The sequence below is a fragment of the Shinella kummerowiae genome (genome assembly GCF_009827055.1).
GTDB lineage: Bacteria > Pseudomonadota > Alphaproteobacteria > Rhizobiales > Rhizobiaceae > Shinella > Shinella kummerowiae.
The window spans coordinates 304670-317719 of record NZ_WUMK01000009.1 but is presented as its reverse complement, the minus strand read 5'-3'; the positions used below and the strand labels follow the sequence as shown (position 1 = coordinate 317719).

General features: G+C 63.1%; 14 protein-coding genes and 1 tRNA gene. 10 read left to right on the top strand and 5 right to left on the bottom strand.

The window, feature by feature from the left end; translation table 11 throughout:
- Both GR138_RS23700 and GR138_RS23695 read right to left on the bottom strand, forming a co-directional pair.
- Positions 1 to 196 (bottom strand): transposase (locus GR138_RS23700; RefSeq protein WP_160861722.1); only part of this gene is annotated, 196 nt, incomplete at its 3' end.
- Between the two features lie 603 nt (positions 197 to 799).
- A tRNA-Gln gene (locus GR138_RS23695) sits at positions 800 to 873 on the bottom strand.
- 236 nt (positions 874 to 1109) lie between these two features.
- Here GR138_RS23695 and GR138_RS23690 point away from each other — a divergent pair.
- From GR138_RS23690 to GR138_RS23680, 3 genes are read left to right on the top strand one after another with little or no spacing between them, the layout of a single operon-like run.
- On the top strand, positions 1110 to 2633 hold the full coding sequence (locus GR138_RS23690; protein WP_420853708.1) for a Ppx/GppA phosphatase family protein: 1524 nt from the start codon (positions 1110 to 1112) through the stop codon (positions 2631 to 2633).
- Positions 2630 to 3361 (top strand): RlmE family RNA methyltransferase, encoded by a 732-nt coding sequence (locus GR138_RS23685; RefSeq protein ID WP_160861721.1) that lies wholly within the window; start codon positions 2630 to 2632, stop codon positions 3359 to 3361. Before GR138_RS23690 ends, GR138_RS23685 begins: the two co-directional genes overlap by 4 nt.
- A complete protein-coding gene (locus tag GR138_RS23680; protein WP_160861720.1) occupies positions 3361 to 3744 on the top strand; it encodes a VOC family protein in 384 nt (127 codons plus the stop codon). The genes GR138_RS23685 and GR138_RS23680 overlap by 1 nt, the downstream gene beginning before the upstream one ends.
- Positions 3745 to 3749: 5 nt before the next feature.
- Here the strand turns inward: GR138_RS23680 and GR138_RS23675 are convergent, their stop codons facing one another.
- Positions 3750 to 5159 (bottom strand): DHA2 family efflux MFS transporter permease subunit, encoded by a 1410-nt coding sequence (locus GR138_RS23675; RefSeq protein WP_160861719.1) that lies wholly within the window; start codon positions 5157 to 5159, stop codon positions 3750 to 3752.
- 213 nt (positions 5160 to 5372) lie between these two features.
- Here GR138_RS23675 and GR138_RS23670 point away from each other — a divergent pair, with 213 nt between their 5' ends.
- From GR138_RS23670 to GR138_RS23645, 6 genes are all read left to right on the top strand, one after another.
- Positions 5373 to 6368, top strand: a complete 996-nt coding sequence (locus tag GR138_RS23670; protein WP_160861718.1) for an MBL fold metallo-hydrolase — start codon at positions 5373 to 5375, stop codon at positions 6366 to 6368.
- A 332-nt stretch (positions 6369 to 6700) separates the two neighbouring features.
- A complete protein-coding gene (gene guaB, locus GR138_RS23665; RefSeq protein ID WP_160861717.1) occupies positions 6701 to 8197 on the top strand; it encodes an IMP dehydrogenase in 1497 nt (498 codons plus the stop codon).
- 146 nt (positions 8198 to 8343) lie between these two features.
- Positions 8344 to 8703, top strand: coding sequence for a hypothetical protein (locus tag GR138_RS23660; protein ID WP_202402796.1), 360 nt, complete (start codon positions 8344 to 8346; stop codon positions 8701 to 8703).
- Between the two features lie 95 nt (positions 8704 to 8798).
- Positions 8799 to 9218 carry an MAPEG family protein gene (locus GR138_RS23655; RefSeq protein ID WP_160861716.1) on the top strand — a complete coding sequence of 140 codons (420 nt, stop codon included), beginning with the start codon at positions 8799 to 8801 and terminating at the stop codon, positions 9216 to 9218.
- Between the two features lie 82 nt (positions 9219 to 9300).
- Entirely contained in the window at positions 9301 to 10176 is an 876-nt protein-coding gene (locus GR138_RS23650; RefSeq protein ID WP_160861715.1) for a dienelactone hydrolase family protein, read from the top strand.
- A 176-nt stretch (positions 10177 to 10352) separates the two neighbouring features.
- Entirely contained in the window at positions 10353 to 10709 is a 357-nt protein-coding gene (locus GR138_RS23645; protein ID WP_160861714.1) for a hypothetical protein, read from the top strand.
- A gap of 59 nt (positions 10710 to 10768) precedes the next feature.
- Here the strand turns inward: GR138_RS23645 and GR138_RS23640 are convergent, their stop codons facing one another.
- Together GR138_RS23640 and GR138_RS23635 are read right to left on the bottom strand one after the other, a co-directional pair.
- Positions 10769 to 11338 (bottom strand): GNAT family N-acetyltransferase, encoded by a 570-nt coding sequence (locus GR138_RS23640; RefSeq protein ID WP_202402795.1) that lies wholly within the window; start codon positions 11336 to 11338, stop codon positions 10769 to 10771.
- Positions 11335 to 12288, bottom strand: a complete 954-nt coding sequence (locus GR138_RS23635; RefSeq protein WP_160861712.1) for a LysR substrate-binding domain-containing protein — start codon at positions 12286 to 12288, stop codon at positions 11335 to 11337. Before GR138_RS23635 ends, GR138_RS23640 begins: the two co-directional genes overlap by 4 nt.
- A gap of 273 nt (positions 12289 to 12561) precedes the next feature.
- Between GR138_RS23635 and GR138_RS23630 the strand changes: the two genes are divergently transcribed.
- Entirely contained in the window at positions 12562 to 12858 is a 297-nt protein-coding gene (locus GR138_RS23630; RefSeq protein ID WP_160861711.1) for a DUF1127 domain-containing protein, read from the top strand.
- Positions 12859 to 13050: the final 192 nt, after the last annotated feature.

Here is a 13050-nt window from a genome sequence, read left to right as displayed (position 1 = left end):
CTTTCTTCAGCCGCCTGATCTCCTGGGCCTCGTCGTTACCCTTGGCGTTTGACGCGGCAAACGTCTTCTTCCATTCGTAAAGCGAACGCTGGCTGACGCCCAGCCGCTGCGAAACCTCCGCAACCGGATAGTCCCGCTCCGTGATCTGACGCACCGCGTCGCGCTTGAAATCATCGCTGAAATTCGATTTGCTCATGATGCTCTTCTTGCCTCAAAATTAGGGAAGAAGGCGTCTACAAATCTAGGGGCTATTCAAATCCTATCGGTAGGGTTTTCAGTTAGCGTCCAGCCCTCAAAGAACTTCAAATCATAGGCTTTCGCAGCGCCCGGAAGCAGCCTAAACGAAGGCGACCACGGTGTTGAATCATCAAACAACGCCTCATTCGTCACGTCCCGGCGAACAAGATTGCGCCGCTTGAGTGTTCGAAGGCGTAGTTTTGAGATGAGGGCAGGCTCGTTGCCATGATTTGAGACCGAGAGCGTAATAGTTCGATCGGTCGGCGCTCTGTTCTTCCGGTTTTGGCGGAGAGGGATGATTTCGACAGATAGCTTGGGTCCACGCCGGAGGTAGTTCCAGATACCACCGACGAGTAGCACAGCCGCAATGACTGTCCCGGTCACGATGCGAAGTTGCCGGCTTCATCGGTCCACATGGTTGCTCACTAGAATCATCCCATTCTCTGCAAGAATAGCGAGCGCAAATGGAGAGGGGAAACCCATGTGGAGCATTCGCAAGGCTGTAACATTTAGCTTGCGCTAATGTTTTCTAAGTATCTGATTTTATTGTATAAAAGAAAGATGGCTGGGGAACCTGGATTCGAACCAAGATTAACGGAGTCAGAGTCCGTCGTTCTACCGTTGAACTATTCCCCAGCATGACGGTCACGGCTTGGCCGGCGTCTGTGAGGCGGGCTTATAAACAAACGGCGGCGAGATGCAAATGGTTTTTTCGGGAAAATTGCATCGGCCTTTTGCCGGCCCGGCTGTCGTCGCCGCGTCACAAAAAGAATTTGGCGAACGGGCCGGGCGCTGGTAATGTCGCGCCAACGAAGATCGAGAGAGCGCCTGCTTGCAGCTTCAAAGCTTTGCGCGGCGCCATAGGCAGTAACGTGAACGACCCCGACAGCGGCGAAAAGCCGTCCGTTTCCGGGGCGCGAGATGTGGACAATGGCGTGCGACCGAAGCGGTCGCGCCGCCGGAAGGGAAAGCAGAAGGGCGCAAGCTCCTCTGTCGCTTCTCCGTCCGCAGGCCAGGCGGCCGGTCTATCCGCTGTCGCCGAGCGCCCCAAAGCCGAAGTGAACGGCAACAACGCGCGTCGCAACAAGCGGCGCAAACACGGCAAGAGCGCCGTCAGTGGAAATGTGCGCCCGCTTGCGCCCGTTGGCCAGCGGGAAGCTTCCGAGCAGGACCATCGCCAGCCGGATGGCCGCAAGGCCCGCCGCAAGCAGCGTGGCCGGAAACCTGCTGCGCCCGCCGTCGCCGATGCCCTCGTCGCGTCTCCCGCAATCGAGCCGGTCGTCGAACGGCGACCCGTGTCCCAGGAACCCCGGCGCGAGGCCCCGCACCACTTCGCGGATCGTGATGCCTATGATGCGCCGCTTTATGCCGCGCTTGATCTCGGCACCAACAATTGCCGGCTGCTGATTGCCCAGCCGACCCGCCCCGGACAGTTTCGCGTCGTCGATGCCTTTTCGCGTATCGTGCGCCTGGGCGAGGGGCTTGCGGCCAGCGGCCGGCTTTCCGACGAGGCGATGGACCGCTCCGTCGAGGCGCTGAAGATCTGCGCCACCAAACTCAAGAACCGCAACATCCGCCGCGCCCGCCTCATTGCCACGGAAGCCTGCCGTGCAGCGACGAATGGCGAGGCCTTCCTTGAGCGCGTGCAGCAAGAGACCGGGCTGGAACTCGAAATCATCAACCGCGAGACAGAGGCGCGGCTCGCCGTTTCCGGCTGCTCCTCGCTGGTCGGGCGCGAGGCGAAATCGGTCGTGCTGTTCGATATCGGCGGCGGCTCCTCGGAAATCGCGGTCATCCGCATCGGCGACAACCGCTCGAGCCGGCTTGCCAACCACATCACGCATTGGACGTCGCTGCCCGTCGGCGTCGTCACGCTGTCCGAACGCCATGGCGGGCGGGACGTGACGCCGGAAAGCTTTGCCGGCATGGTCTCCGAGGTCGAGGGCATGCTGTCGACCTTCGATTGCCCCGGCGATGGTGTTCACGCGCCGGAGGATTTCCACCTCATCGGCACTTCCGGAACGGTGACGACGCTTGCCGGCGTGCATCTCGACCTGCCGCGCTACGATCGCCGCCGGGTCGATGGCGTCTGGCTGTCGGACGACGAGGTTTCGGCCATGCAGGCGCGGCTTCTCTCCTGGGATTTTTCCGCGCGCGCCGCCAATCCCTGCATCGGGCCGGACCGGGCGGATCTCGTGCTTGCCGGCTGCGCCATTCTGGAGGCGATCCGCAAGCGCTGGCCGTCGCGCCGCATGCGCGTCGCCGACCGCGGCTTGCGTGAAGGCCTGCTCACCGACATGATGGCCGATGACGGCGTCTGGCGCCGCGGCCGCCACCGGCGCAACCACCGCGGCGGCCCCCGCAATCCGGCAAAGCCCGAAGGACAGGCATCATGAGCAAGCCCCCCGTTGCCGGCAACCGAACTGGCCGCAAACTCGGCCAGAAGGTCAAGAAGGGCAAGCTGAAAGCGTCGTCGCGCCGCTGGCTCGAACGCCACATCAACGATCCCTACGTGCAGCGCGCCAAGCTCGAGGGCTATCGCGCCCGCGCGGCCTTCAAGCTGCTGGAGATCGACGAGAAGCACAACATTCTCGGCGGCGCCCGCCGCATCATCGACCTGGGTGCTGCGCCCGGAAGCTGGTCGCAGATCGCCGCCAAGGTGACGGATTCGACCGATGCCGACCCGCGCGTCGCGGCCATCGATTTTCTGGAGATGGATCCGCTGCCCGGCGTGCGTGTCCTGCAGATGGACTTCCTCGATGATGACGCGCCGGAAAAGCTGATCGAAGCGGTCGGCGGCACGCCGAACCTCGTGATTTCCGACATGGCGGCACCGACCACGGGTCACCGCCAGACGGACCACATCCGCACCATGCATCTGTGCGAGGTCGCTGCGCACTTCGCGATCGAGGTGCTGGCCGAGGGCGGGCATTTCCTGGCGAAGACCTTCCAGGGAGGCACGGAGCGCGAACTGCTCAACCTGCTCAAGCAGAATTTCAAGCAGGTCATCCATGTGAAGCCCGGCGCCTCGCGCGCCGAATCGGTGGAAATGTTCCTGCTTGCCAAGGGTTTCAAGGGCCGCAAGGCAAGCGACGAGGCGCTCGAGGCAGAAGAAGACGCGTAATGCTGCTCTACACCACCGTCGGCACCAACGATCTTGCCCGCGCCGGCCGCTTCTACGATGCCGTGCTGCCATTCCTCGGCTATCGCCGGCAGAAGGAAGCACCGGGCGAGATCGGCTACGGTGCGGATGCCGATGTGCGCTGCCGTTTCTGGGTGGTCGAACCCTTCAATCGCGAGCCTGCCACCTTCGGCAATGGCGTGACCGTCGCGCTCGTCTCCCCCACCCGCGCCGCCGTCGACGCCTTCCATGCTGCGGCGCTGGCGCAGGGCGGCACGGACGAAGGCGCCCCGGGCCTGCGTCCGTTCCACGCCAGTTTCTACGCCGCCTTCATCCGCGACCACGACGGCAACAAGCTCGCCGCGGTCTGCGAAAAGCCGGAATAGTCCGTCTACTTCACCGCAGCCGTTTCTTCCTCGGGTGCCGCCAGGCGGTGCCCGGAGACGGCGGCGCCGGCATTTTTTGCCATCGTGATGAACGGAATGACGGCGGTGATGGTGATGGCCGAAATCACCATGAAGGCGATCTGGAAATCACGCAGTTCGAGCGGCGATCCGGTGAGGGAGGTCTCGATTTCGAGGATCGTGCCGGCGACCGCGACGCCCATCGCGAGGCTCATCTGCTGAAGCACAGCGGTCATCGACGTCGCCTTGCTGGCGTCCTCGTCGGAAATGTCGGCAAAGGAGAGCGCGTTCACGCTGGTGAAGAAGAACGACCGCGCAAGGCCGGCGACCAACAGCACCAGCGCCATGAACCAGAAGGGCGTCGCCGGCGTGAAGAAGCCGTTCACGAAAGTCAGCACGGTGCCGCAGATGGCCGCGACGATCAGCGTCGTGCGGAAGCCGGCGAAGGTCAGCACGCGCTTGGCGATGAATTTTGTGGTGATGGCGCCGACCGCGCCGGTGAAGGTGACGAGGCCGGACTGGAAGGGCGACAGTCCGAAGCCGACCTGCAGCATCAGGGGCATCAGGAAGGGCACGGCACCGACCGAGATGCGAAACAGCGTGCCACCGATGGAGGCGGCGCGGAATGCGCTGTCACGGAAGAGGTTCAAGTCGAGCAGCGGCGTCGGGTGGCGGCGCGCATGGCGCACGTAAAGCACGCCGCAGGTGAGGCCGATGACGGTCGCGGAGATGCCGACGATCGGCGGCAGGGCGGGAAGGCTGATGACCGACAGGCCGAACATCGTGCCGGAGGCGGCGATGGCGCTCAGGAAGAAGCCGGTCCAGTCGAGCGGCGGCGGGGCGGCGGCGCGGATTTCCGGCAGATAGATGCCGGACAGGATGTAGCCGATGACGCCGACCGGCACGTTGATGAGAAAGATCCAGTGCCAGGAGAAATAGGTGGTGATGAAACCACCGAGCGGCGGGCCGGCAAGCGGGCCGACCAGCGCAGGGATCGTCAGCAACGCCATGGCGGAGACGAGTTCGGAGCGCGACGTGCTGCGCACCAGGACGAGGCGGGCGACGGGCGTCATCATCGCCCCGCCCATGCCTTGCAGGAAGCGTGAGACGACGAAGGCGATGAGACTGTCGGCAACGGCACAGAGGATGGACCCGGCGACGAAGACGAGGATGGCGAGGCGGAAGATGCGCTTTGCCCCGAAGCGATCAGCCATCCAGCCGCTGAGCGGAATGAAGGTGGCGAGCGACACCATGTAGGAGGTGAGCGCGAGCTTCAGCGTGATCGGTCCGACACCCAGATCCGCGGCAATCGCCGGCAGCGAGGTGGAGATGACGGTCGAATCCATCTGCTCCATGAAGAGCGCGACGGCGAGGATGAGGGGGACGATTCGGTTCATCAGGCAATCAAGGTGTAAGGCCTCCGCGCGGGCCCGTCCGTCTTCTGCGCCCCTCGTTGCGATCTGTCAAATCGTGAGGATTTGCCTCAAGCATCACAAGCCCGTGATGCGCCGTGCCCGGATCGTGACAGCGCCCTAGATTCCCGCGTGTCATCTTCATGCCGACGCCGACCTCTAGAACGGCGATACAGTTTTCACGAAAAGGGTAGATCCATGGGAGACCATTCGACAATCTCGCGCAGATCCTTGTTTCTGGCCGCGGGCGTGAGCACATTGGCGGCACCGCTGGTGCTGAACCGCGCGGCCGTTTTTGCCCAGTCCGAGAGTGATGCCACCGACATGCGTGTAAGCCCCCTCGAAACCCGCAGCTTCAAGCTCGGCAGTTTTCGCGTGCTGACGGTGCGCGACGGCATGCGCCCGTCCGGCGCTCCGAACGAAACGTTCGGCACAAACCAGTCGGCGGACGCGGTGGGGGCGCTGCTGACGGAAAACTTCCTGCCCGCCGATGCCTTCGTCAACAGCTTCACGCCGACCCTTGTCGATACGGGTGCGGAGGTTGTGCTGTTTGACACCGGCATGGGCGAGGGCGGCCGGGAGAATGGCATGGGGCGCCTCACCGAAGGGCTGAAATATGCCGGTTACACCCCGGACCAGATTTCCGTCGTCGTCATCACCCATATGCATGGCGACCATATCGGCGGGCTGATGGAGGGCGGCAAGCCGGCCTTCCCGAATGCCCGCTACGTCACTGGCCGCACGGAATATGATTTCTGGGTCAATCCCGAGCGCATGGGCACGCCGGCCGAGCAGGGCCATCAGGGCGTACTCGCCAAGGTGCAGCCGCTTGCCGAAAAGCTGACCTTCATCGAGAATGAAGGACAGGTGGTGCCCGGCATTACCGGCCTCGATGCCTTCGGCCATTCGCCCGGCCACATGATTTTCCGCGTCGAATCGGAAGGCAAGGCGATCATCCTGACGGCGGATACGGCAAACCACTATGTGCTGTCGCTCCAGCGCCCGGACTGGGAAGTGCGTTTCGACATGGACAAGGCGCAGGCCGCGGCAACCCGCAAGAAGGTGTTCGACATGATCGCCACCGACAAGCTCGCCTTCATCGGCTACCATATGCCGTTCCCGGCTGCCGGTTTCGTCGAAAAGGGCGGCGAGGGCTATCGCTTCGTCCCGGTGAGCTATCAGTTCGATATCTGAAGCCTGTCCGGTTTTATAGGCAAGCCGCCCCTCATCCGCCAACCGGCACCTTCTCCCCGCAAGCGGGGCGAGGGAGGATGGAGTAAGGCCTTGCCTCAAATCCCTTCTCCCTGCTTGCGGGGAGAAGGTCGCGGCAGCGGGATGAGGGGCGGTGTTGGCGCTTGTCGACAAAACCCGCCTCGGATGATTAGGGGCTTTTTGCTATTTCCAATCCGTCATGAACGTGTTACCAGCCCTCGCCAACTTCCAAGAATTTCTTGCAAGCGACCGAGGTGGACAACTCCCAATGTTCCCCTTGGTGCGTAAGCTTTACCCTCAAAGGAACTTGGCCTATGGCGCGCATCATTGAAACGGCAACCGGTCTCGAAGCCCTGACCTTCGACGACGTTCTCCTGCAGCCCGGTCACTCCGAGGTCATGCCGGGCCAGACGAACATCGCCACCCGCATCGCACACGATTTCGAACTCAACCTGCCGATCCTGTCCTCCGCCATGGATACCGTGACGGAAAGCCGTCTCGCCATTGCCATGGCGCAGGCCGGCGGTCTCGGCGTCATCCACCGCAACCTGACGCCGGCCGAGCAGGCCGAGGAAGTCCGCCAGGTGAAGAAATTCGAAAGCGGCATGGTCGTCAATCCGGTGACGATCGGCCCGGATGCGACGCTTGCCGATGCGCTGTCGCTGATGAAGGCGCATGGCATTTCCGGCATTCCGGTCGTGGAAAATGGCGGCAACGCCAAGGCCGGCCGTCTCGTCGGCATCCTGACGAACCGCGACGTGCGCTTCGCCTCCGACCCGACGCAGAAGATCTACGAACTGATGACCCGTGAGAACCTCGTAACGGTCAAGGAAAGTGTTGATCAGCAGGAAGCCAAGCGCCTGCTGCATTCGCACCGCATAGAGAAGCTGCTGGTCGTCGACGGTGACGGCCGCTGCGTCGGCCTCATCACGGTCAAGGACATCGAGAAGTCGCAGCTCAACCCCAACGCCTCCAAGGATGCGCAGGGCCGCCTGCGCGCCGCCGCCGCCATTTCCGTCGGCGACGACGGCTTCGAGCGTGCCGAACGCCTGATCGAGGCCGGCGTCGACCTCATCGTCGTCGATACCGCGCACGGCCATTCGCAGCGCGTCCTCGACGCCGTTGCCCGCGTGAAGAAGCTGTCGAACTCGGTGCGCATCATGGCCGGCAATGTCGCGACGTCCGATGGCACCAAGGCGCTGATCGATGCGGGTGCCGATGCCGTCAAGGTCGGCATTGGTCCGGGCTCGATCTGCACCACCCGCATCGTCGCCGGCGTCGGTGTGCCCCAGCTCGCGGCCATCATGTCCTCCGTCGAGGCCGCGCAGGCGCAGGACATCCCCGTCATCGCCGATGGCGGCATCAAGTTCTCCGGCGATTTGGCGAAGGCCATTGCGGCCGGTGCTTCGGCCGTCATGGTCGGCTCGCTGCTCGCCGGCACGGATGAAAGCCCGGGCGAGGTGTTCCTCTACCAGGGCCGCTCCTTCAAGGCCTATCGTGGCATGGGCTCCGTCGGCGCCATGGCGCGCGGTTCGGCAGACCGCTACTTCCAGGCGGAAGTGCGCGACACGCTGAAGCTGGTACCGGAAGGCATCGAAGGCCAGGTTCCCTACAAGGGCCCGGTTTCGGGCGTGCTGCACCAGCTCGCCGGCGGCCTCAAGGCTTCCATGGGCTATGTCGGCGGCAAGGACCTCAAGGAATACCAGGAGCGCGCGACCTTCGTGCGCATCTCCGGTGCCGGCCTGCGCGAGAGCCACGCCCACGACGTCACGATCACCCGCGAGAGCCCGAACTATCCGGGCGCCGTCTGATCTTTCGGCGCTTGCCGACACGCCTTCCAATGCCCGGCTTTGCCGGGCATTTTCGTCTTCCGGACCGCGCGATTCCTGTTCCGTTTTGCCGCGGATTCGCTAGGATCGCGGCACCGGCAATCTCGCCGGTTCATCTGGGGGACATCATGAAAAAGATACTGGCTGGCGCCCTTCTGGGCCTGGGGCTGGTCGTGCCTGCGCACGCACAAACGGTTAGCGCCGGAACCTATACCGTCGAAGGCACGAATCTCGATGGTTCGGCCTATTCGGGCACCGCGACGATCGCTCTGACCAGCGAGACCACCTGCTCGATCGAGTGGAGCACCAACGACACCACCTCGAACGGCATCTGCATGCTCTACGAAGACGCCTTCGCGGCGGGCTACGTACTGGAGGACGCTGTCGGTCTCATCGTTTACAAGGTGAAGGGCGAGGGCGTTCTGGAAGGCGCCTGGACGATCAGCGGCAAGGACGGCTCGGGCACCGAGACCCTGACAGCACAATAACAGCCTGTCCTTCGGCTTGTCGTGACGACCTTTCGGGTTGAGGCTTCCACTGGAAACCCCTAAACCGGTTCGAAACGACAAGCCGAAGGATTACCATGTCTCCCACGGAAGCCACGATCTGGCCGATGATCGCGCATGTCGCGCTCGTCTTCTGCCTCTATTTGCTGCTCTCGTTCCGCCGCGTCGGCGCGGTCAAGGACGGCAGCGCGCGCGTCGAGCAATTCCGCGAAAACCGTGAGGAGCCGACCGAAAGCCTGGTGGTCAAGAATTGCCTCGCCAACCAGTTCGAGCTGCCGGTGCTGTTCTATGCCGTGAGCATCCTGCTCTACCTCGTCGATGCCGACAATCCGGTGACCGTCGCCGGCGGCTGGCTGTTCGTCGCGCTGCGTTATGCGCATGCCTATGTGCATGTCACCAGCAACCGCATCCGCCATCGCCGCCCGCTGTTCATCGCGGGGCTTGCGGTGGTCGGTCTGCTGTGGATATGGCTCGGCGTCTGGCTCGCTTTCACGTGAGCGCGCAGTAACGCAGTTGTGTTCCGCGGTCGCAATTGCGCGGCCTATCTTATCCTTCGGCTGAAAACCCGGAGGATCCGCCATGGACAAGCCGCAGATCACACAGGCGATGATCGACGCCTATGACGACTATACCCATCTGACGCTCGACCGCCGCCGCTTCATGGAACGCCTGACGGTGCTCGCGGGCTCGGGCGCGGCCGCGGCCGCCATTGCCCCGCTATTGGCGGCGAACTCGGCAAGTGCCGAGATGATCGCCTCGAATGACGACCGTATCGTTGCCAGGGATGTCGTCTATGGCGGCAGTTCCGGCGAGATGAAGGGCTATCTGGTGCGCCCGAAGGAGGCGACCGGCCCGCTCGGCAGCGTCATCGTCATCCACGAGAACCGCGGTCTCAATCCGCATATCCGCGACGTGGCGCGCCGCATGGCGCTCGAAGGCTTTGTCGCGCTCGCCCCCGATTTCCTGTCTCCCTCGGGCGGCACGCCGGACAATGAGGACCAGGCGCGCGAGATGATCGGCAAGCTCGACCCTGCGGTCACCGTGGCGAATGCGGAGGCGAGCCTTAAATTCCTGACCGAACTCGACGGTGCGAACGGCAAGGTCGGCGCGATCGGCTTCTGCTGGGGCGGCGGCCTCGTCAATCGTTTCGCCACCAAGTCGCCGGAACTGAAGGCCGGCGTCGCCTATTATGGCGCTCAGCCGCCGGCGGAAGACGTGCCGGCGATCAAGGCGGCGATGATGATGCACTATGGCGGGCTCGACGAGCGCATCAATGCCGGCATCGATGCCTATCGCAAGGCGCTGGAGGCGGCCGGCAAGACCTTCGAGATCCACGTCTATGACGGGGCCAACCACGCCTTCAACAACGATACCTCGGCCGCCCGCTACGACAAGGCCGCCGCCGATCTCGCCTGGCAGCGCACGGTGGACTTTTTGAGGACGAATCTCGCTTAAGGGATGTAGGCCTCGAATAAAGCAAATAGCTGTTCCGTTTGAGAAAACGGGGCCAGGCTCCGGGTGAGCCCGGCCCCGTTTCTTTAGGGGCAACAAAACCATTGCGAGTATGCTGCCAAGCAAAACATTGCGGTATCAGGCGAGCGATTTAACACTGTTCAAACAGGATCATTTCCGTGAAGTCTATCGTCACCAAATCGATCGCCGCACTTGCTGCCGCGACGCTGCTTCTCTCCGCCCCGGCCGCTTCCGCTGCCGGCATGAAGTTCGATATCAAGAACGACTCGGGCTACATCATCGACGGCTTCTACACCGGGGAGGACGGTGAATGGAGCGCCAACTGGATGAACTTCAAGCTCAATGGCGGTGAGACCGCCAACATGGAGTTCAACTACGAGGGCGGCTGCGACATCGAGTTCTACGTCACCTGGGAGGCCGAGGACGGCTCCAGCATCAAGGGCGATGAGACGACGATCAACATCTGCGAAGCCAACACCATCTATTTCGACGGCAAGCAGGCGACATACGACTGATCGCACGCATTTTATGAAGAGAAGGCCCCGGCGTGGCAGCACGCCGGGGTTTTTCGTTTTTAACCGTCGACGGTCAGGCGCATGGCGCAGCGGGTGTCGCGCGCAAGCCCGTGTTCGGCTTCGAGGTCGAGAACCTCCGCGAGGCGCGGCGACATCTCGGTCTCGTCGAGCGTGCGAAAACCGAGCCGCTCGTAGTAGGGGCAGTTCCAGGGGATCGTGCGGAAGGTGGTGAGCGTCACGGCTTCGAGGCCATGCGTTGCCGCGTGGTCGAGGGCCTGCTGGATCAGTTTGCGGCCAATTCCGAAGCCCTGGTGCAGGTGGTCGACGGAAATTTCCCAGATGTGCAGGTCCTGCTCGACGACCTCCGCGCTCAGGAAGCCGACGGGAGCATCCTCCTCGCTGACCGCCGCCCAATTGGTTCCCTGCGCCAGGAGTTCGTGATGCCGCTCGGCGCTTTGCACATCGCCGACGGCGAGCCAGGAGAGCGCTTCGATCAAGCGGAACGACTGCGCGGCCGAACGCTCGATCAGGCGAAGGGTCTCCACTTCGTCTTCGCGGGCAAGGCGGATCCGCACGCTGGACGGCCCGGCTTTGCCTGCGGGAATGCCGTCGAGGGGAAGCTGCGTCACCATCCGGGCAGGATATTGCTCTGCCGCAGCCGCTGGATGCGTGGGAAGACCTTCACTTCAGCCTCGGTCAGCTCATCGTTCGCCGTCAGCGGTGTGATGTTGTCGAGGCAGGCCGTGATGTGGCTGGTAATGGCGTTGGAGAGCGAAGGCGACAGGCCCGGTCGCCGCATGATGCCGATCTGCACGGGGGCGAGCGGCGGGAAGCCATCGGCCTGGGTCAGCACCTTCATGCCGGGGCGCAGGGCCGATTCCGGCAAGACCGAGACGGCCATGCCCGCCATCACGGCGGCGGCGACCACGGTGGACGACCAGCTGGTGAACAGGACCTGATAATCGCGCCCCACGGAATCGAGCGCCGCGCAGGCGATCTGCCGCCACTGGCAGTCGCGTCGGCCGACGGCAAGCGGCACCGGTGCGTTCTCCGACAGCGGATGGTTTGCCGACATGACCCAGCAGAGCGGTTCGGTCCGCACCACGTCGGATTGGCGCTGGCGCGGGTTGTGGGTGACGAGCGCGATGTCGAGCTCACCCTTCGCCATCTTCTCCGCGAGGTCCACGGAGGGCTCGCAGACGATGTAGAGTTCGACATTCGGATGCGTCTTGGCAAACCGCATGATGATTTCCGGCATGTAGCGGTCGGCATAGTCGTCCGGCGTGCCGATGCGCAGCATGCCTTCGAGACGGTTGTCGTCGAAGGCGGCGATGGCCTCGTTGTTGAGGCGCATCATGCGGCGGGCATAGTTGAGCAGGCGCTCGCCCTCCGCGGTCAGCCGGTTGCCGCGGCCGTCCTTCATGAAGAGCTGCTTGCCGATGCGTTCCTCGAGGCGCCGCATCTGCATGGAAACGGCGGACTGGGTCTTGAAAACCCGCTCGGCCGCGCGCGTAAAACTTCCGGTATCGGCAATCGCAACGAAGGTCTGAAGCTGGTCTATGTCTAACGGAGCGGACATAACGGCACCCATAAGATTGTTTGATTGATACTATTAGAAACATTCGTTGGACTGATCAATGAGATTCTGCGAAAAAGCAATTGTTGAACGATTGATCCGTCCGCCGGTCGATCGTTCGGCAGGATCTGCCGCTTCGCCTCGACCTCCCGGCTCGGCTCTTCCCAAGACTTGACCTGTAAACCGCCACCGTCCCTGCGGATGGCGAACGATCACGGGTGTCGAGCGAAACCCCATCGAGGACGATGGATCGCCGCGCCGGAAAGGAGAAATGCCATGCGCATGATCGACCGCAGACTGGAAATCGATATCCTCGCAACGCGCCGTCCGGCCCCGAGCCTCCTCGACCGTGTTCGCAATGCCATCTACCGATTTGCGCGCGCCTGGCAGAATCGCCGCGTGGTCAACCGGTTGAGCGAACTCGACGATCACCAGCTCTTCGATATGGGGCTGTGCCGGAGTGATGTTCAGGATGTCCGCGACGCGTCCTTCTTCTCCGATGCCGGCCTGCATCTGACGATCGCCGCACGCGAACGTGCCCGCCGTCATCTGCGCGGTGGCCGGACGGATTGATTACGGATTGATTTCTGCTGGTGCCGACCTACCTCCCGGGTCGACACCAAACTTCCCCGCAGGGTGAGAGCCAATAACCCTGCCGCTTGCCCGACGTGCGACTCCCAAGGTCCGCGTCGGGCTTTTTCAAAACATCCCGCAGCCTTCGCTTTACCTTAGGTAAACCAGCCTCAGCTACCGTTGCTTTGGCAG

Excerpts from the sequence above, each read along its gene's own strand:
- GR138_RS23685 (WP_160861721.1), top strand. The coding sequence starts at position 2,630 with ATGAGCAAGCCCCCCGTTGCCGGCAACCGAACTGGCCGCAAACTCGGC.
- GR138_RS23680 (WP_160861720.1), top strand. The coding sequence starts at position 3,361 with ATGCTGCTCTACACCACCGTCGGCACCAACGATCTTGCCCGCGCCGGC.
- GR138_RS23675 (WP_160861719.1), bottom strand. The coding sequence starts at position 5,159 with ATGAACCGAATCGTCCCCCTCATCCTCGCCGTCGCGCTCTTCATGGAG.
- GR138_RS23670 (WP_160861718.1), top strand. The coding sequence starts at position 5,373 with ATGGGAGACCATTCGACAATCTCGCGCAGATCCTTGTTTCTGGCCGCG.
- guaB (WP_160861717.1), top strand. The coding sequence starts at position 6,701 with ATGGCGCGCATCATTGAAACGGCAACCGGTCTCGAAGCCCTGACCTTC.
- GR138_RS23660 (WP_202402796.1), top strand. The coding sequence starts at position 8,344 with ATGAAAAAGATACTGGCTGGCGCCCTTCTGGGCCTGGGGCTGGTCGTG.
- GR138_RS23655 (WP_160861716.1), top strand. The coding sequence starts at position 8,799 with ATGTCTCCCACGGAAGCCACGATCTGGCCGATGATCGCGCATGTCGCG.
- GR138_RS23650 (WP_160861715.1), top strand. The coding sequence starts at position 9,301 with ATGGACAAGCCGCAGATCACACAGGCGATGATCGACGCCTATGACGAC.
- GR138_RS23635 (WP_160861712.1), bottom strand. The coding sequence starts at position 12,288 with ATGTCCGCTCCGTTAGACATAGACCAGCTTCAGACCTTCGTTGCGATT.
- GR138_RS23630 (WP_160861711.1), top strand. The coding sequence starts at position 12,562 with ATGCGCATGATCGACCGCAGACTGGAAATCGATATCCTCGCAACGCGC.